At 57.8% G+C, this 15,776-nt stretch carries 24 protein-coding genes; 6 read left to right on the top strand and 18 right to left on the bottom strand.

What is annotated here, in order from left to right; genetic code table 11:
* Nucleotides 1-39: 39 nt before the first annotated feature.
* From QCE88_RS05935 to QCE88_RS05865, 15 genes are all read right to left on the bottom strand, one after another.
* Entirely contained in the window at nt 40-1,752 is a 1,713-nt protein-coding gene (locus QCE88_RS05935) for a terminase large subunit (RefSeq protein WP_309900027.1), read from the bottom strand.
* Between the two features lie 6 nt (nt 1,753-1,758).
* Complete coding sequence (locus QCE88_RS05930) at nt 1,759-2,241, bottom strand: phage terminase small subunit P27 family (protein WP_309900025.1); 483 nt, start codon at nt 2,239-2,241, stop codon at nt 1,759-1,761.
* 99 nt (nt 2,242-2,340) lie between these two features.
* Nucleotides 2,341-2,694 (bottom strand): HNH endonuclease, encoded by a 354-nt coding sequence (locus QCE88_RS05925; protein WP_309900023.1) that lies wholly within the window; start codon nt 2,692-2,694, stop codon nt 2,341-2,343.
* Nucleotides 2,695-2,870: 176 nt separating this feature from the next.
* The gene (locus QCE88_RS05920) at nt 2,871-3,155 is read right to left on the bottom strand and encodes a BrnA antitoxin family protein (protein ID WP_309900022.1); all 285 of its coding nucleotides are present in this window, start codon (nt 3,153-3,155) and stop codon (nt 2,871-2,873) included.
* On the bottom strand, nt 3,139-3,408 hold the full coding sequence (locus tag QCE88_RS05915; protein WP_309900020.1) for a BrnT family toxin: 270 nt from the start codon (nt 3,406-3,408) through the stop codon (nt 3,139-3,141). The genes QCE88_RS05920 and QCE88_RS05915 overlap by 17 nt, the downstream gene beginning before the upstream one ends.
* 57 nt (nt 3,409-3,465) lie before the next feature.
* Entirely contained in the window at nt 3,466-3,861 is a 396-nt protein-coding gene (locus QCE88_RS05910) for a hypothetical protein (protein WP_309900018.1), read from the bottom strand.
* Nucleotides 3,862-4,040: 179 nt separating this feature from the next.
* Nucleotides 4,041-4,391 carry a phage protein NinX family protein gene (locus tag QCE88_RS05905; protein ID WP_309900016.1) on the bottom strand — a complete coding sequence of 117 codons (351 nt, stop codon included), beginning with the start codon at nt 4,389-4,391 and terminating at the stop codon, nt 4,041-4,043.
* The gene (locus QCE88_RS05900; protein WP_309900014.1) at nt 4,388-4,714 is read right to left on the bottom strand and encodes a hypothetical protein; all 327 of its coding nucleotides are present in this window, start codon (nt 4,712-4,714) and stop codon (nt 4,388-4,390) included. The genes QCE88_RS05905 and QCE88_RS05900 overlap by 4 nt, the downstream gene beginning before the upstream one ends.
* Nucleotides 4,711-4,941 carry a hypothetical protein gene (locus QCE88_RS05895; protein WP_309900012.1) on the bottom strand — a complete coding sequence of 77 codons (231 nt, stop codon included), beginning with the start codon at nt 4,939-4,941 and terminating at the stop codon, nt 4,711-4,713. Before QCE88_RS05895 ends, QCE88_RS05900 begins: the two co-directional genes overlap by 4 nt.
* 176 nt (nt 4,942-5,117) lie before the next feature.
* Complete coding sequence (locus QCE88_RS05890; RefSeq protein WP_309900010.1) at nt 5,118-5,567, bottom strand: hypothetical protein; 450 nt, start codon at nt 5,565-5,567, stop codon at nt 5,118-5,120.
* A gap of 127 nt (nt 5,568-5,694) precedes the next feature.
* Entirely contained in the window at nt 5,695-6,330 is a 636-nt protein-coding gene (locus tag QCE88_RS05885) for a RusA family crossover junction endodeoxyribonuclease (protein WP_309900009.1), read from the bottom strand.
* 192 nt (nt 6,331-6,522) lie between these two features.
* Nucleotides 6,523-7,455 carry a hypothetical protein gene (locus tag QCE88_RS05880; RefSeq protein ID WP_309900007.1) on the bottom strand — a complete coding sequence of 311 codons (933 nt, stop codon included), beginning with the start codon at nt 7,453-7,455 and terminating at the stop codon, nt 6,523-6,525.
* A gap of 179 nt (nt 7,456-7,634) precedes the next feature.
* A complete protein-coding gene (locus tag QCE88_RS05875; protein WP_309900005.1) occupies nt 7,635-8,438 on the bottom strand; it encodes a ParB/RepB/Spo0J family partition protein in 804 nt (267 codons plus the stop codon).
* A gap of 18 nt (nt 8,439-8,456) precedes the next feature.
* Nucleotides 8,457-8,645 (bottom strand): hypothetical protein, encoded by a 189-nt coding sequence (locus tag QCE88_RS05870; protein ID WP_309900003.1) that lies wholly within the window; start codon nt 8,643-8,645, stop codon nt 8,457-8,459.
* A gap of 27 nt (nt 8,646-8,672) precedes the next feature.
* Entirely contained in the window at nt 8,673-8,972 is a 300-nt protein-coding gene (locus QCE88_RS05865; protein WP_309900001.1) for a hypothetical protein, read from the bottom strand.
* A gap of 93 nt (nt 8,973-9,065) precedes the next feature.
* On the opposite strand from QCE88_RS05865, the gene QCE88_RS05860 reads away from it, so the two are divergent.
* Both QCE88_RS05860 and QCE88_RS05855 read left to right on the top strand, forming a co-directional pair.
* Complete coding sequence (locus QCE88_RS05860; RefSeq protein WP_309899999.1) at nt 9,066-9,338, top strand: hypothetical protein; 273 nt, start codon at nt 9,066-9,068, stop codon at nt 9,336-9,338.
* 123 nt (nt 9,339-9,461) lie between these two features.
* Nucleotides 9,462-9,875, top strand: coding sequence for a hypothetical protein (locus QCE88_RS05855; RefSeq protein ID WP_309899997.1), 414 nt, complete (start codon nt 9,462-9,464; stop codon nt 9,873-9,875).
* Between the two features lie 14 nt (nt 9,876-9,889).
* Here the strand turns inward: QCE88_RS05855 and QCE88_RS05850 are convergent, their stop codons facing one another.
* Nucleotides 9,890-10,324 carry a hypothetical protein gene (locus tag QCE88_RS05850; RefSeq protein ID WP_309899995.1) on the bottom strand — a complete coding sequence of 145 codons (435 nt, stop codon included), beginning with the start codon at nt 10,322-10,324 and terminating at the stop codon, nt 9,890-9,892.
* A gap of 460 nt (nt 10,325-10,784) precedes the next feature.
* Between QCE88_RS05850 and QCE88_RS05845 the strand changes: the two genes are divergently transcribed.
* The 3 genes from QCE88_RS05845 (at nt 10,785) to QCE88_RS05835 (ending at nt 13,205) form a co-directional block, all read left to right on the top strand.
* Nucleotides 10,785-11,150 carry a hypothetical protein gene (locus QCE88_RS05845; protein WP_309899993.1) on the top strand — a complete coding sequence of 122 codons (366 nt, stop codon included), beginning with the start codon at nt 10,785-10,787 and terminating at the stop codon, nt 11,148-11,150.
* A gap of 711 nt (nt 11,151-11,861) precedes the next feature.
* Nucleotides 11,862-12,098, top strand: a complete 237-nt coding sequence (locus QCE88_RS05840) for a hypothetical protein (RefSeq protein WP_309899991.1) — start codon at nt 11,862-11,864, stop codon at nt 12,096-12,098.
* A gap of 87 nt (nt 12,099-12,185) precedes the next feature.
* Nucleotides 12,186-13,205, top strand: coding sequence for an alpha/beta hydrolase (locus QCE88_RS05835; protein WP_309899989.1), 1,020 nt, complete (start codon nt 12,186-12,188; stop codon nt 13,203-13,205).
* Between the two features lie 186 nt (nt 13,206-13,391).
* Here QCE88_RS05835 and QCE88_RS05830 read toward each other — a convergent pair whose 3' ends face one another.
* Together QCE88_RS05830 and QCE88_RS05825 are read right to left on the bottom strand one after the other, a co-directional pair.
* A complete protein-coding gene (locus QCE88_RS05830; protein WP_309899987.1) occupies nt 13,392-14,183 on the bottom strand; it encodes an EAL domain-containing protein in 792 nt (263 codons plus the stop codon).
* A gap of 143 nt (nt 14,184-14,326) precedes the next feature.
* The gene (locus QCE88_RS05825) at nt 14,327-14,872 is read right to left on the bottom strand and encodes a hypothetical protein (RefSeq protein ID WP_309899985.1); all 546 of its coding nucleotides are present in this window, start codon (nt 14,870-14,872) and stop codon (nt 14,327-14,329) included.
* Nucleotides 14,873-15,493: 621 nt separating this feature from the next.
* On the opposite strand from QCE88_RS05825, the gene QCE88_RS05820 reads away from it, so the two are divergent.
* A complete protein-coding gene (locus QCE88_RS05820; protein ID WP_309899984.1) occupies nt 15,494-15,736 on the top strand; it encodes a hypothetical protein in 243 nt (80 codons plus the stop codon).
* The last annotated feature ends 40 nt before the right edge of the window (nt 15,737-15,776 follow it).

Raw genomic sequence — 15,776 nt, 5'->3', positions numbered from 1 at the left:
CGAGCAGCCCCACGGTCCACGCTGCAACGCTAACTGAATTCAAACGCTTACCCCTTGGTCATAAATTGAGCCTGAGTTTGGCTGATTTGCAAGCGACGCTCGACCTATTGCCATGATTAGCGCCACCGCGCCGTCAATTTTGTTGTCGTTTCCTTGCTTTATTGGGCGCACGATGTCGTCGTTGCCCGGAAGGTTTTTGCCCACCACGTTGCTTACGCACCAAGTCATGATCGGATTGCCGTCGTGATGAAACCGACCAGACGCAATCGCCGCCTCCAACTCCTTCATTGGGTCGGACATATTCGTGTAGTTCTGAACGATTGTGACCGGAGTCAGCCCCTCGTCTTCGAGTTGGTGCGCAAGGTTTGTCGCGCCATGCGGGTCCATTGGTACACACTGCACACGACAAGCGCGATTCGCTTCAACGGCTTCGTGCTGTATTTCACGATAATCAATTTCGGCGCCTTGCGTTTCCAACAGATCGCCAGAATTCACCCACTTTTGGTAGCGTTCTGACATGCGCCGGTTCTCGGTGTTTTTTACCGTCTCCTCTGGTACCCAGAACCGTGGATCAACGCTGTAGTAGTGCCGCCGGCCGTCGATGTCGCGCCAGAAGAGCCGAGCCATGCTGTTCAAATCGAGCTTTCGCGCCATGTCGAGAGCAAGGATGCAGTCCTGGCCTTCGAAGCGCTCAAGCGTCAGCGACGAGTCCTCGCAGTTCTTCCAATCTTTGAGGTTGAAATACCCCGCTTTCGCCGACGTCCAGACGTTTAGATGCTTCATCTTGAACGTATTAGTGAAACGCGCGGACTTCATAGCGCGCTGCTGCTGGCTCTCCAGATACTCCTGAAAGACCGAAACTCCGATGTTCGGGTTGGCCTTCGCCAGCACTCGCGGATCGGACCAGTCATCGCCTTCGTCGATCGTCCAGATCCAGCCGAAAAGCTCATCGTCGGGCACCGTTCCTTCAAGCATCTCAATGACTTGACGACGCTTGTCATAGCACGGTCCCTCGATGTTCGCGCCGGCGGTCGTGATAATGAACATGAGCGGCTGCCGCCGGGCGCCCATGCCAGTCAGCATCGTCTCGTACAAAGCCGAACTGTCATGCTCGTGAAACTCGTCAACGATCGCGCAGGACGGCGACGAGCCGTCACCTGGATTCCCGATCAGTGGTTCGAAGCGGCTCCCGTCAGCCGGTTTATTCAAATTCGAGGCGTTGACCTCGATGCCGGCGGCTTCAATCAAAAGCGGAGACCGTTTAACCATCAAGCGAGCGGGGCGAAACACCTCCCAAGCCTGCTTCTCCGTCGTCGCGCCTGCATACACCTCGGCACCAAATTCCGCATCCGCTATGAACATCGCGATGCCGACGCCGGCTGCAATAATGCTCTTCCCGCACTTTCGCGGCACTTCCCAATATGATTCGCGAAAGCGTCGGAAGCCCGTTCTTTTATCGACCCAACCGAAGGTGCACATCAGCCCAAACTTTTGCCACGGCTCGAGTGTCACGAGTTGACGCTTGAACGCCCACTCACCTTTCACGTGCGGAAGGAGCTCGATGAGCGCGAGCTTCCTCTCGGCTGCTGCCGCATCAAACTTCCAGCGGAAATCTTTTCTGCGACTGGACGAAAGTTCGTCCAGATGACGCTGACATGCGAGCTGCACATATTCGCCGGCCAGCCGCTTGCCGCGCACAACGGCTCGCGCAAACTGGAGGCCTTGCTCCACCCGCGGATACACTCTGACCATCGTGACTTAACTGCCTAGCAGCGCGTCGAATGGGTTGTCGGTCTTGATACCACTACCCGACATTCGCTGACGGCTCACCGGATCCAATCCGAGCAACGCGCCTGCCGCGCGCATCGTTGCGAAGGCTCCGCGCTTGACCGTCTCCGCGGGGTTTTTCATCGGCGAGCCTTGTGCGCTCATGACAACCAGCCCATTTTTATCAAGATCTTCGCAGGCCCGGCGCCAGTCCTTGTACGCGGAGCAATACGTTTCCAGCACTTCGACGTCGGTCCACTGCAAAACGTTCTGGGTGCAAAGCCGCGGTGCCACGCGCTTCCATATGTCCGCGGCATAGCCGGTTATCCAATCCGGCGGATCAATGTTTGCGATGGCACCGAAATCCGGCTCATGCTTATTCAGTGCGCGTTTGCCGGGATTTCCGGCAGCGATCTTTCGCGCCGTCGGCTTTGGTTTTCTGCCGCGGCCTGGAACCGTGGCAACCCCACTCATCGGCCAACTCCTGAATTTTTAATTTCGCGGGTGTAAAAATCTGACGGAGTGGTCGGTCCCTAGCCGATTCGGCTCAGATTTTCGCCTCCCCCCTCCCCATCAACGGCGTTCACCGCCCGTCTTCGTGGCGTGGCAGGGATGACAGATCGACTGCAGGTTTGCGTCGTCATCAGTTCCTCCCTGCGCCTTCGGCACGATGTGATCGACCTCAGTCGCGAGCGAGACGCGGCCTGTACGTCGGCAGACCTGACACAAGCCGCAGTCGCGCAGCAGGATGCGATCGCGCCGCTTAGCCCATGCGCTGCCGTAGCCTCGTGCGTGGCGATTGCCGCGCACCGCGTCAGGCTTCCACTTCACTTCCTCGCAAGCGTGCTGCATGCAGTACGTCTTGCCTCCCGGCACGAGAGCGCTGCACCCGCGATGCTTGCATGGGCGCATTGGTCTGGTCGGCATTAGCAGGTTGCAACAGTGAGGTTCATCAACTAGCCTCGAACGAGGCTATCGCGCGTCAGGCGCGCCAATGCAAAAAGCCCGCGCGGAGCGAACCGAGCGGGCTTTTCTTTGGGCGAGCGAACTCCCCACGGACAAGATACTACGATAGGTCGAACGGGTTTACAACCCCTTTCGCGTCAGGCGGGTTCGTGATCCTTCAGCCAGTCACGCAGCGCATCGTTCATGCGCGTCTGCCATCCTTCGCCGGATGCCTTGAATGCCTCGACGATGTCCGCATCGTAGCGCACGGACAGCAGCACCTTCGGCGAATCGAGACGCGGCCGCCCGCGCGTGCCGAGCCGCCTCATCTTCTTGAAGTCCTCGGCCGACACTTCGTACGTGTCCGGATCTGCGGCAATGCCGCGGTTGATTGCCGCGTCTTCTTCGTCCGTCGGCATGATGATCTTAGGCTTGCTCGACATAGTCTTTCACCTCTCGCTTGTTTGCCTTGCGCATGCTGATGATGTGCATGCTATCGCCGCGCTGCGTGAACACCACGCAGTAGAGGCGCTCGTCGATGATGCCGAAACCAACTTCACGCACTTCCTTGTAGTCTTCGCGGGCATCGACATAGGCCATCACGTCCGGCCAACACAACTGGCTTGCCATTTCCATCGACACACCGTGCTTGCCGATGTTCGCTTCGTTTTTGGGCGGGTCGTATGTGATGTCCATGTAAATAATTGTAGCTACGTTTAATATCAAGCGCAAGGATTATTTGTAGCTACAGGATCAGCGCGCGCAGATAAGGTTCTTCGCCACAAGCGCGGGGCGCATCAGTTCCTTCGCTTCGGCATAGTCGCGGTCCTGCGTCGCCGGGCTGCGCGGGTTCGTGAAGATGGGCGCGCCTGCGACGAAGCTGCGCACGGCGGTCATCACCGCAATGCGATGCGCGAGCGACAGCGTCTGGATGATCGGCTCGACGGCCCGCCCGGTCGCAGCGCGCAACTGGCTATCAACGACGTCGCCGATTTCGTCATAGCTCATCCATTGCCGGCTGCTGCGACAGTCGCGGAACATGGCGCTCGCTCGGCCGTAGCCGACAGCGGGCTGATACGACTCGCTCCACTCGTACCACTCCGTCAGCACAGCGTCGATCTCGTCAGCGTCGATTGCGCTCGTCGTCATGGTTTTCCTCTTTCCGTATTGTTCGCAGCGGTGTCCGTGGTTCTTGCCGATGGCGCAGATGGTTTGCATGGTGCCGATGAAGTCGTAGGTTCGTTCGTGTGGGCAGCCCTTGCAGGTGTTGCCCTCTTTCTCAATCAGCTGGCGGAGCGGATCGCGGAAGGCGCGCGGCGCGCGGGGTATCAATCCGCCACCTCGTTGCCGAACGCCTCCGCGACGCGCAGCCGGCAGATGGCTACCTTTGGCGACTCGTCCGCGAACATGGCGTGGAAGTCGGGGTTGAGCTGCGCTTCCGCCAGCCATTCGAGCTTTCCGTCCTCGCGCACACGCGGGTAAGTCACATAGCACTGACGCTCGGCGATCGGCGCGGCGATGTGCCAGTTTTCGGACGGCTGATACTGGATGAAGCCGACGTACTGCACGTCGACCTGGCACCAGTCCATGCCGTACGCGTGCTTCACCTCAGCCTGCATGCCCTCGGCGCGAGCGACCCAGTAGTCGAGCTGCGCGCCGGTGAGTCGCTCGACGTTCATGCCCGCGCCCTCACTTCAATGCCGAGCGAGAGTTGGAACGCTTCAGGCATGTTCACGGCCGCCGGCTCTTCGTCATTGACGGGCACACCGCTGATGGGGCAAAGCCACGAATCGAGCAGCTCGCCGTTGAGGAACATAACGCCGTGGTCGTTGAACCAAGCGGCCTTCCACGTGCACCACCACGCCGGACGCTGATCCCAATGCGCCTCAGGCCCGCGCGGCGGTACGAATCGAACGACCTCGACGACCAGGCCGCCGAGCGTCTTACGCGGCCAGTCAGTTGGCACCACAACGATAGCCAGATCGCCCGGTTTGCAGTTCATGGCGCGTCTCCTTGCTTTCCCGGCATCGGCGCATCCGGGGCGAGCCATTCGTAATCGGTACTCTCACGGAATTCTTCGAGGGCCTGCACGGCCAGCGCGCCCACGGATTTCGGGTTGCAGTTCATCGAATAGAGGCTTTTGACCCACGCGATGTCATCCGTCACCCACTTCTCTTTGGGGATGTTGTGGCCATATCCCGGCTTGATAAACGCCAAGACTTCCAGCATGTATTGCTTCCCGCCATGGTCCAGCGTTCGAATCCGTCGTAGCCCGTACACCATCCCGTCCGTTTCTCTCTGCTGGACCACCCGAGGCTTCAGGTATCGGTGCCGGAAGGGCCACCGCTCCGCAAAGATCCCAATCATCGGAACGTGGAATTTCAACCACATCGGCTCTATCGTTCTCACGCTGCTCCCTCCGTCAATCCCATCTTCGCGGCGCGCACTGGCTCCCAGTTCGCGTACGCAACATCCCACTGCCGGAACTTTGCTTCGCGCGTCGCCGGCCCCTGATCGATCCACGCATGGCACGCCCGGCAGCCGGGCACCGTGAACTTGTGCTTCGCCTTGATCCCCATGCCCTTCCCGTGGCGCGCCTGATTCGAATGGCACGGCACGACGGTGGTGCGGCCAACGCACACACCGAGCACGCCCAGGTAGCACGCCTCGCCTCGGCACGCGGCCAGATACTTCGAGCCCAGCGTCATGGTCGGTTTCTTCGTGCTGCGCTTCATCACGCCGCGCGTCAGCGACGTCTGCGGCGATGGCCGCTTGCCAATCGGGGCGATGGCTTTGCGTTTGGAGCCGCTCGACTTCAACGGCTTCCTGCGCGCGAGGGGTGCAGAGCGTTTCATCGAGCCTCCACACCTAGATCGGTCGCCTGGCTTCTGTTCGTCGGCGTGCGGCGCCCCAGCACGTCAATTTCTGCCGTCGCGCTCACGGCGCGCGGACGATACTGCTTGCGCGGTTTCTTGCTTCGACTCACGCTGCCTCCCTGCCGATTTCAGTGACGGCAACTTCGACGCGCGGCTCGTCGCCGTATGCCTTGCTCAGTTGGATCTCGATGACTTGGGCGTCGTCCGCGTAGACCACGCCGTTCATGGCGTCATTGATCGCCTTCAGCACGTTGTCCGCGTCCGGCTTCTTCGTTGCGCAGATCTCGCCAGTGCGCGCCTTCTCCCTTCGAGGCTTTGACCAGCTCGCCGGAATCGGCACGACAATGGAGATCTTCAGGCGCACCGGCCGCGCGATGGGCTTGCCACCCAACATCGCGTTGATCGCGAAGGCCTTGACCTTACGTTCGTACCTTGCGGTCTTCTCAGGCGTCCTCATACGGACGCCTGTCGCCGTGCGAGAAGCCCGTGGGCGACCCTTCGGTACCGGTTGGCCTGCAACCGTGAACTTGATCGTCCGGGGCATCGGCGCCGGCGCGAGCGAGGCGACCTGACCATGGCCGGATGCGATCTCGTCGAACTCGCAGTTCGGCTGGTTGCCCGTCTGCCGCATCAGTTGGCTGCGTGCGAAATCAGGGGCGATGGTCCAGTCCTCCCGCACGTGAGCGGTGCCGACTCGTGTGGTGCTTGCCGTGAAACGGAGACCTGACGTGCGCTTCGTCATGCGGCCTCCGAGTTGCCGTTCCTGTTGCGCGGGATGCCTTTGAATGGGGCATAGAGCTGATCGTACGGTCCCTCGCGCTCGCGGCTGAACGTGCGCAGCATGTCGTTCATCCATTCGCCCGCGACTCCCGGCTTTAAAGCACAAAACCGCCTCACCTTCTGCTTCAACTTTTCCCCTTTGCCTTCACATAACTCAGGCGTAGAAATCCGTCGGCAGCAGTGCATCGCCGAACGTGTCAATGACGTTTTGATAGAAGCGCTCGGAGCCGCTACGCTTGGCATCCCGCAACACATGGTCGATCCAAGGACCCTTGCCGGCGGCCTTCGCAACGAGCACGCGGTATTCGGGCAAAGATTCATCAGGGCGCTTCGCACGAACGCCCAGGCGCGCGCCCTCGCTACAAACATCCGTTTCGCCGCTGAGCCACCACTGGGCGTGTTCCGCACACTGCTGCTTACCGGGAGTCTCGGCCAGCACCTCATCAACGAAGCGGGCGAGAAATCCGACATTCACGGCCCGGCTATCAGCGTCCCGCTCGCGCGCCGCCGCCGCTCTGCGATGCGCTTCGCGAAGTTGTTCGGTCGAGACACCACGACCCACCCAGGCGAGCACCTGGGTTCGGTCCCGACTGCGATCGACCTGACAACGTTTGCGACGCGCAGCCTCCAAAGCTACAAGCAGGTCAGTGAGCTCGAGCTCACGTTTTGACGAATCCGCTCGCAAGGAAGCAGCAGCGGCAGCATCGAAGTTATCCACAGGCTCACGCGCGCACGCGTTGCTGCTGCTCTCTGCTGTAATCTCTGCTGTAGTCTTTACACCGTTAACGACCTGGTCAAACCCCTCTCCGCGGGCAAGGGTTCTACCGGTCCGCGGACAAGGGTTTGACCGCTCGGCGGGTTGGGAAAAGTCCATTTCCCGAAATGGACTTTTCCCATTTCGGGAGATGGGGTTTTCCCATTCGGCTGATTGCTCAACCTGGCTCGCCTGGCCTTCCTCAACCAGCCGCTCGAGAACGTCCTCGTCGATGCGGAAGTAGATCTTGTGCTCCAGACGCTTCTCGGTCTCGATCAACACGCCACACTTCTTCAACGCGCGCCGCGCCGCCCTCTGCTCCTCGTAGGTCAAGCCCGTCTCGGCACACAGCTCCTCCGAAGTCTTATGAACCCCGAGCTCGCTGGTCGCCCGGCTCTGCCAATAGAAAATCTGGCAGAACAGCACGGTCGCTTTAACGCCACCAAGGTATCGCGCAAGACCAGGGTAGTACGCCACTGGTCGGCCGATGTCACGAAGAACGTCAGAGACCCTCACGGGCATTCCTCGTCTGTTGCGTTAAGACCGAGCACCCAGCGCAGAGCCTGTGCGCGTTCACCCGAGGACGAGCTCAGCTCGTGCATGATCTCTTTGCGATTGCGCAGCTTCGGTTTGGCCTCGCCGATCACCGCGCGCTGAGCACGAGCTCGCGCATGCCCGACTACATGCTCCCCTGCTGCGATTAGCTCCCGAACCTTCTCACCTTGTTGCTCTGGAGACAGCTTCGATAAGCGGCGCGCGTGAGTAACGTTGATGCGCGAGCTTTCGACTGCTCTGCGGACTTCGGCGCAGCAATCGAGCAGCGCGAGCGTGGCATGCACTGTCGAGGTCGAACAGCCGAAGATTGTGCCGATCTCGGCCTCGCTATACCCAAGCGCCATGACGCGTCGCATCTTTTCCGCTCGGCCGAGCGGCGTGTCGGCCTCGCGCAACTCGTTCTCACCGATGATTGCAGTAAGCGCAGTTCGTCGGTCGCCTCGGTAGACCTGCGCCGGAATCTGAATCGGTTGTTCTCCACGTGCGCGCCGCCATTCGTTAGCGAGCCGCGCCGCCTTGGTACGCTGCCGTCCGACCGCGACTTCCGTCTCACCGGTCTCGGTGTTCTTTACAACGGAGATCGGTTGCAACACGCCCTGGAAGTCGATGTTGCGAGCAAGGTCCTCGTTCACCGGGAGGTCGACGCGCGGGTCATACAGCGGCGACGTTACATCGGTCACGAGCACCAATCGCTCGGGATCGAAGAACAGAAGATTGGTCTTTCCTGACGCTCCATATGCGTCAACTGAATTCTTAGCCATCGGCCTTTCCTAATTAGGTCAGTGGTCGCACGGCAGGCGGCCATCAAGGTCCTGCCGTGCCCCGCAAGACAGGCATGTCAGCAAGACGGCTGCGGGATAGCGGTCTCTCGACAAAGTGTCGGGTTCGACGCGTTCGATGCTCTTCACATCCTCGCCATCCTTGGCTTTGCTGCGCTCGTGCTTCGGTAGTAGTGCGAATTCTTTCAAAGGGTCCTCCTTCCTAAAATGGGTTTCCTAATCGATGCTTACCGGCTCAGAGGGAGCGCCGTCTTCCGCTTGTACGTTGCCTTCCTCCGACGAAGGCGCTGCATCCGTCTTGGTCGGCGGCGGTGGCGGAACAAAGGCGCGGACAAAGCTCGCCATCGGGATCTCGCTGACCGGTTGATCATGAAAATTGCGCTGAGAAAGCGTTTCGTATTTGCCTGACAGCACATGCAACGCTTCTGGCTTCTCTCTCTTGATCTGCGCCACAACTGCGGGCACTGCTTCCTTAGATGCTTCCATCAACATTTTGCGATGTCGTTCCAGGTGCATATATGCGTCTCCTATAGAAATTGCGGGGGCTCCGACCTCTGGCAGAATCTTGGCTTCCACACTTCGAAACTGCCGTTCTGACCGGAGACCCCTGTGAACTATCTAGTCGTGCTCGACGTACGCTCGCCAATCGGCGCTATCTATAACCGAAAGGCTGACACTAACGTTCCTGACGCAGAGGCACAGCTCAGTCACCCTGCCCTGCTCTGCTCCGACGTTTCAATCGACCATCCGACTTATCTTTTCGCAACGCGCCCGTTGAAGGGAGACAAGTCACATCAATCTCTTCACATTCCGCATCACGCCGTCGTAGCGATATACCGCGTGAACGAAGAAGACGCCGCACCAATGGGATTCCCCATCTGACCAAATTCATTCTTTTGCTTCCCTTCGAAGGATGAGATTGGGCAAGCGCCCACTGTCGCGCTTGCCCACGCGGCGCGTAGCGACGCATGAACCGCATTTGAACTCGTTAGGTCCGCGGCAGTCTTGCGCAATGATGCGAAGATCACCGCGGCGCTGGAGGACCTTCAAAATCGGATCATTGATGTCCAGAACACCGCACTTCAAGCCCAAGAAAAAATTTCGTCTCTGCTGGATGAAAAGCAGGCGCTCAAAGACGGGAAAAGAGAGCTGAGTGCACGAATAGCTGAGCCTGAGAAGCAACGGTCCGAGCGCGAAAGCTACGACCTTCACGAGCTCAGTGAAGGCGTCTTTGTCCTGGCGGAGCTGAATCCTTCGAAGACCGGCCGAAGCCCTCACTACCTTTGTCAGTCCTGCATGGACAACGCGGCGAAGAAAGGCGTACTCAAGCGCGCGCAAGTGGCGTACGAGTACATTCTCGTTTTCCCGATATGTAAAAACGATTATCCGACAGGCGAGTACGTCAATATCGCGATTTGATCCAAGTGGGTTCGTCACTTGCCACGTCCTTCATAGGTGACAACGACGTTCTCGATCTCGTCGAGAAGCCTTTTGCTACCGGTAATGAGCCGGTAACACTCAATAGAGGTGAAGCCCATGCAAGGTAGACTCGTCGTATCGACTAAGCCGCATCGACACCGAAGCAGAAAGCGCTCGTAGCGTCGAATGACGTAAGCGCGTTCAATCAGCAGGTCGCCGCAGTCGCCTGTGAGTTGCACGAAACTCATGCGTAGACGCGCAAATACCCCGACCATCCGTGCTTGCCGGTTAGCCGAGTTCCGCATGCTTGCCGCCATCAAGCGATCAAAGAAGCGATCGATCCAGCCCGCGATCGTCGTCACCCATGCATACGCGCGAGCAAGTAGCAACCGTTGCACATGCATCGACGTTTCAGCGGCAGCGAATGCCCTGCTCGGTCGACGGTCCACCGGGACAGCTCCTGCCCTTTGCCGACGCGAGCATCTGCTTGAGACGGACTCAGTCATTTAGGCTCCTTTGCTTCACGTCGGCTCGATGGGAGGGGCTCGATGCAGTGCTTCCCATTCAAGCAAGCCTGGCCAAATCTCGTGCCAGCCTCGTCGTCGCGATTCCCGACGACTAAATGAGTAGTGAAAGAAATTTTCGATTTAGACGGATCGTGCAGCAGACGGAGTGCGTCTTCTTGATGCGATCTGAGACACGTACGACGACGTGAGCCCGAGGTACGCGCATCTGCCGGGCCTTCCGCTGGCGGCTGGTGATCAAGACAGAACGCAATCCATCGCCAAACCATAGTGTTTACTTAACTTAAAGTCAAGTGATTACTTGTTTATAAAACACTAAACTGGGGTGATGAAAATATCTGACACGCGCCGCGCACGGCTCAGGGAATGGCTGGAAACGCATACCATGCCGCCAAAGGAGAAAAGCTATTTTTCTCAATTGACCAACGGAGCTGCGTCGTTCGGCGAGAAGGCCGCTCGACGCATCGAAAAGCAGTACGGTATGGCTGACGGTTACCTTGACTCACCTGTCGCCTCGACATCACATCGAACGGACGACGCTGCTAAGAGCGGTCCAGCGCACGACATAGAGCAGGAGCATCGGGAAACCGCGTCCGAGCTCGTTCTTCGATTGCTTCCTCAGATGACAGAGACACAGAAGGCGGAAATAGCGGACATCATGCAAAGCATGGCCGACAAGAATGCTCGGCTCCTCGCCGAACTTCTCGCAAGGGAAGGACATACCGATCAAGATCCTCGGCCCAAAGGGTAAGCGACCTACAAAGAGTGCAACGACGCGCGGCGTTCAGAGTTCGCTTGTCACATTGTTTAGTGTACACTAAACTTAAGCGAGGTCTAGAGGACTGAGCCATTCGCTCAACACTCGACCCGAGTCCTCAACAACGGAGTCATGTGCCGTCTCACGTACTCGTTGCCCAAGACTCTGCCCTTCGCTCCAGTAATGTCACAGGGGCGCGTAAGTGAATTAGAGCGCATCCGGTTGCACCGATTGTCTCCTCGGAGATACCCGTTTCTCTGCATTCATCGTTTCCCGAGAATGCCTGCTCAATTTTCTAAGTACAACTACCTATAATATTCGCCATATGGTGCATTTCACCTGTACATCATCACGCGTTTCAACAGTTCCAGATCGTCGCGCAAAGCTGCGCTTAACTCGCGACGGCGGCGCTCCTCGTGATCGGATTGTCGACCGCCTCGCTGCCGGCTATACAACGAAATCACGGCTCGTGATCGAGCTACGGACTAGCTTGAGGGTGATGAACGACGCTCTCGCTCGTCTCGAAGAGGAAGCACTCGTCGAAAGCTTCACGATGCTCAGCGCGCGGGGACGACTCGATGCGTTTTGGTGTCTGCCTGGGCAGGCGCCTTCCGCGACAGCACCGGCCTTCTCCTTTCGAGGCAACGAGACGCTCAGAGCGATGCAGGAGCACGCCGCCTTTCTTGCCAGTCGGGGGTCAAGCCAATGAAGCTTCTTACTCGCGCTTTTATTCTCGAGAGATACGGCGTCCGCCTCACGATGAATCAGCTGGCAACCCTTCTCGTGATGTCGGAAGGCACGATCCGTAATCAGGTCAGTGCCGAGACGTTCCCTATCCCAACCTACACAGAAGGCGCGAAGCGATTCGCAGCATACGACGCTGTCGCCGATTATCTCGACGACATGTCTGCGAAAGCTCGGGATCATTCCCTTACCCCGTGATCCATTAGTCGACCAAGCGAACCAAGTGTTGACCTTGCGGCTCTGGTCAACGCGTCATAAACAACTCTTGTTATCGTCGAGGGCGCTATGAATACCAACTCCCTGCTTGTTGCTCAGTGCGGTGGTGTTAGCTGTGCTGAAATAATTCCCCAACCAAGTGATGACGCACGCCGGGCGATGCAGTATTTACGGCAGCTCGAAGTAGGCATTGATGTGTCGTTTCCAAGCGACTCCTTGCGTCGCTTAACCGCATCTGAAGACCCCGACGAATGGCGTACCGGGCTATATCTAACCGGCTTACTATCTCGCGAAGAAATCGTTAGCCTCTACTCAGACCACAATATCGATGCGATGGCCAAGTTACTGGCTGCCAGCTACCTGTCCGCTAACTTCATGCACAGCGACTTTGAAGCTCACGCGGAGGAGCATTTCTCTACTACGTGGAAAGCGCCTACGCGCCTCGCGGCGGCAGCGGCCATCGAGGCGAGTCAGGTGCATCAGCTTCGGTCTTCGATGCGCGAACTTAAACCGCAGCCCCCTCGTCAGGCAGGCGGTCGTATCGCTCTCATCGTACATGGAACCTGGGCAGCGAAGGAGGTTTGGTGGAGACCAGGAGGACGCTTTTGGAATTACGTGAAGGAACACTGGGCACACCTTTACGACGGACCTTCCCCGTTCATCTGGTCGGGAGACAACGCTCACCGTGCACGCGTCACAGCGGCACACGATTTGACGGAATGGGTAGCTCGATCGACATCCTCCTCTGTGGACATCATTGCTCACAGCCATGGCGGCAACGTTTGCCTGGCTGCCGCACGCGCCGGACTCAAAATCAATCGCCTGATTCTCCTAGGAACGCCCATTTGCAGGGAGTACACGGTCAACCTCAGAAATATTGCGTCAGTGAGCAACGTCTTTTCAGAGTCTGACTGGGTGCAGCGGTTGGGATCCCTTTCCAATACCCGATTCGACGGCCGAACTCTTGGCGATTGTCACCAAGTCTCTAACTGGCTAGCAACCAAGAATGAAAAGGGCAACGGGCCAGGACACAGTGATCTTCATGACGGAGGCACTTGGATTGCCTCGGACTTGCATCAGCTATTTTGATCCAAGCGCCTGGGCAGATAGCCCTGACCGAGTAGGTCGGTAGATGCCCTCATCACAGGGGCGCTTCCTGCAACGCTAGCACAACGGGGCTACCACCAGCGCGCGCCAGAGGAGACCACGATTTCCAGCAATATCTGTATTATGGTCGCGCGTTTTCCCGTTGCGTTCAACACGCACCGTGCATCCTTACGTCACAAGCCAGTTCTCGGTCGGATCCGGTATCGAACGAAATGCTGGCTTCGCGAGGAAGTATCCTTGCATGAGCGTCACATCGTTGGCAACAAAAAAGTCTCGCTCGCCACCTGTCTCGATACCTTCAGCGATCACGCGGATTCCCAGATCCCGGCACATTGATAACACACCTCGCACTATGCTCTGGCGAACACCGTCTGTATCGATGCCCCGCACAAGTTCCATATCAAGCTTGATCAAATCCGGTTGGAACTCTGTGAGCAAAGTGAGCCCTGAATAGCCTGCGCCAAAATCGTCGATAGCCGTCTGGAAGCCAAAGCGCCGATACGCGCGAAAAATTTCGACTAAATGCGCGCGGCTGATGATGTTTTCGCCCTCGACCGTCTCGAAGATGATCCGATCGGTCGGGAAATGATACTTTTCTGCCGCTTGAAACGTGCTCCGAATACATGCCTCTGGCCGATAAACGGCGTTGGGCATGAAATTGATTGAAAGATAGCCACTGAGGTCGAGCGATGCAGCCTGCTCGATGGCAATCGTGCGGCAGCGCTGATCGAAATGGTAGCGATTATTTTCGCCAACCTGTGCAAGGATCGATGCGGCTGACTCACCATTCGGACCGCGGACCAGTGCCTCATGCGCGTAAGCTGCACCGCTTCTAGTATCAACGATCGGCTGAAAAGCAAAAGCTAAGTCAATTACCTCGTGCGCCGGCACGTGACAGCCAGTGCATTTGCCTGATCGACTCTTTGCTTCAGACCTACTCTCGGCAGCGTTGTCGTTCATTCGAATTCTCGATTTCGCATTCAATGCCACCCTCATCCGTCTTAACGGCAAGAATTGCCGAAAGGCATCCCATCGTCATACGAGAAGCATCCATTACCGCGCGTGAAGATAGATTTAGCACACGTCGAGCCACCCCACCTCAGCTATTGATCCCCTGCTGGATTTAAATCGATTATGACCAGTTCAAGCCGCTGCAATGCCGCCAAGGGCCTACCCGTAAGCGCCATGGAGCGCACGAGCAGCAAACTGTAGTGCAACTCCTTCGTTGGCTCCAACCATCGTTCCGCTTGGTCGGCGATCCAGGTAACCTCATTGCGCAGCTGCATGCTCGTCCATTCCGACGAATCACCTAGCCGCCGCTTAAGCGACTCGATCAAAAACAAAACATCTGATTTTTTCACTATTGCACCGTGCAAATCACGACTCCCCGCGGTCGCACGGTTCCTCGCAGCAAGGATCATGCTCGTATCGCTGACTTGCCATTGAGGGGAAGAATCTGCAGCGGGCACAAGCCTGACATTAGCGCCAGGCCGGATTCGTGCAGCCAGCCACAATGCCTGCGGCAACCCTACAAGAATTACGGTAAAAATTCCGCGAGGCTGGTGGAACTCGATTTGATAGACGTTTTGGAACACCGGACGCACGAGCACTTCACGGACGTCAGTGCCTTCGGCGGTGAGCGTTTTCATGAGCGCGTTCGCGGAATTGACCGATATATTTTAGACTCGCACAGTCCGATTTTGCAGCCGGAGCAGTCAGAACCCAGCGGGGCTGCTGCCCCGCTGCCGGCCGGTCTTCAGCACTTTAAATCAGAGCGACTGTGACCACCAAGCGTCTCAGTTTCCAAGTTACTCGGATCGTTGGCAGCCTGCGAAAATTGGATGCTTGCAGCCATGATCAGCACCAGCAGTGAATGACAAGCTGGACAGTGATCGCCGACGAGCCCGTTGTCGCCATCAAAGAAGAAGGGCTCCCCGCAGGTCGAGCAGTATTGGATAAGTCCCATGTTGAATGAAATGATCTATCAAGGGCGTTGTCCGGGGATTCATGTGACGCGACCGATTAGTCTGCACGCGGCGCCTTAGGAATCGCTTAAGAGAAAATAAGCCCGCGTGGAGGCGGGCTTAAAACTTCCGACGTACACACAACGCCATGCGAGCGGCGCGAGCGCAGTATGGACAACGTAAGTGTCTTTATGGAGGTATGGGACGCTTACGGGATATTCGTCAACGGTTAATGCGACAATCTCCGTGCGAACCGGCCTCTTGATCAGATCTTGCCGCCTACCCAGTATCGAAGGGGATGCAATTATGAACTTAGACGACGAGAAACAGCATCTAGCCAAGGCAGACATTGACATTGATCAAGCCCACGCGCGGATCGTGCGCCAGGGTGAAATCATCCACGAACTGCAACGGGACGGTCACGACGCAGACATGGCTGTCAAACTACTGATAACCCTCCAGGGCACGCTGAATGCCATGATCGAACATCGCCGGCTAATAGCGAAGCGCATAGAGAAACTTGAACGCGAAGAAGAAGGCCCATCTTAAAGACGGGCCAAAAACTTGAACAGTGAGAGTCGCCGTGCGA

It is taken from the genome of Caballeronia sp. LZ035 (genome assembly GCF_031451175.1).
In the GTDB taxonomy this organism is placed as follows: Bacteria; Pseudomonadota; Gammaproteobacteria; order Burkholderiales; family Burkholderiaceae; genus Caballeronia.
The sequence above is the reverse complement of the archived record's forward strand: the minus strand, read 5'-3'. Positions and strand labels throughout refer to the sequence as shown.

What these genes read in the sequence shown, in the direction of transcription:
- QCE88_RS05935 (WP_309900027.1), bottom strand. Translation starts at nt 1,752, where the DNA reads ATGGTCAGAGTGTATCCGCGGGTGGAGCAAGGCCTCCAGTTTGCGCGA.
- QCE88_RS05930 (WP_309900025.1), bottom strand. Translation starts at nt 2,241, where the DNA reads ATGAGTGGGGTTGCCACGGTTCCAGGCCGCGGCAGAAAACCAAAGCCG.
- QCE88_RS05925 (WP_309900023.1), bottom strand. Translation starts at nt 2,694, where the DNA reads ATGCCGACCAGACCAATGCGCCCATGCAAGCATCGCGGGTGCAGCGCT.
- QCE88_RS05920 (WP_309900022.1), bottom strand. Translation starts at nt 3,155, where the DNA reads ATGTCGAGCAAGCCTAAGATCATCATGCCGACGGACGAAGAAGACGCG.
- QCE88_RS05915 (WP_309900020.1), bottom strand. Translation starts at nt 3,408, where the DNA reads ATGGACATCACATACGACCCGCCCAAAAACGAAGCGAACATCGGCAAG.
- QCE88_RS05910 (WP_309900018.1), bottom strand. Translation starts at nt 3,861, where the DNA reads ATGACGACGAGCGCAATCGACGCTGACGAGATCGACGCTGTGCTGACG.
- QCE88_RS05905 (WP_309900016.1), bottom strand. Translation starts at nt 4,391, where the DNA reads ATGAACGTCGAGCGACTCACCGGCGCGCAGCTCGACTACTGGGTCGCT.
- QCE88_RS05900 (WP_309900014.1), bottom strand. Translation starts at nt 4,714, where the DNA reads ATGAACTGCAAACCGGGCGATCTGGCTATCGTTGTGGTGCCAACTGAC.
- QCE88_RS05895 (WP_309900012.1), bottom strand. Translation starts at nt 4,941, where the DNA reads ATGCTGGAAGTCTTGGCGTTTATCAAGCCGGGATATGGCCACAACATC.
- QCE88_RS05890 (WP_309900010.1), bottom strand. Translation starts at nt 5,567, where the DNA reads ATGAAACGCTCTGCACCCCTCGCGCGCAGGAAGCCGTTGAAGTCGAGC.
- QCE88_RS05885 (WP_309900009.1), bottom strand. Translation starts at nt 6,330, where the DNA reads ATGACGAAGCGCACGTCAGGTCTCCGTTTCACGGCAAGCACCACACGA.
- QCE88_RS05875 (WP_309900005.1), bottom strand. Translation starts at nt 8,438, where the DNA reads ATGGCTAAGAATTCAGTTGACGCATATGGAGCGTCAGGAAAGACCAAT.
- QCE88_RS05865 (WP_309900001.1), bottom strand. Translation starts at nt 8,972, where the DNA reads ATGCACCTGGAACGACATCGCAAAATGTTGATGGAAGCATCTAAGGAA.
- QCE88_RS05845 (WP_309899993.1), top strand. Translation starts at nt 10,785, where the DNA reads ATGCCGCCAAAGGAGAAAAGCTATTTTTCTCAATTGACCAACGGAGCT.
- QCE88_RS05840 (WP_309899991.1), top strand. Translation starts at nt 11,862, where the DNA reads ATGAAGCTTCTTACTCGCGCTTTTATTCTCGAGAGATACGGCGTCCGC.
- QCE88_RS05835 (WP_309899989.1), top strand. Translation starts at nt 12,186, where the DNA reads ATGAATACCAACTCCCTGCTTGTTGCTCAGTGCGGTGGTGTTAGCTGT.
- QCE88_RS05830 (WP_309899987.1), bottom strand. Translation starts at nt 14,183, where the DNA reads ATGAACGACAACGCTGCCGAGAGTAGGTCTGAAGCAAAGAGTCGATCA.
- QCE88_RS05825 (WP_309899985.1), bottom strand. Translation starts at nt 14,872, where the DNA reads ATGAAAACGCTCACCGCCGAAGGCACTGACGTCCGTGAAGTGCTCGTG.
- QCE88_RS05820 (WP_309899984.1), top strand. Translation starts at nt 15,494, where the DNA reads ATGAACTTAGACGACGAGAAACAGCATCTAGCCAAGGCAGACATTGAC.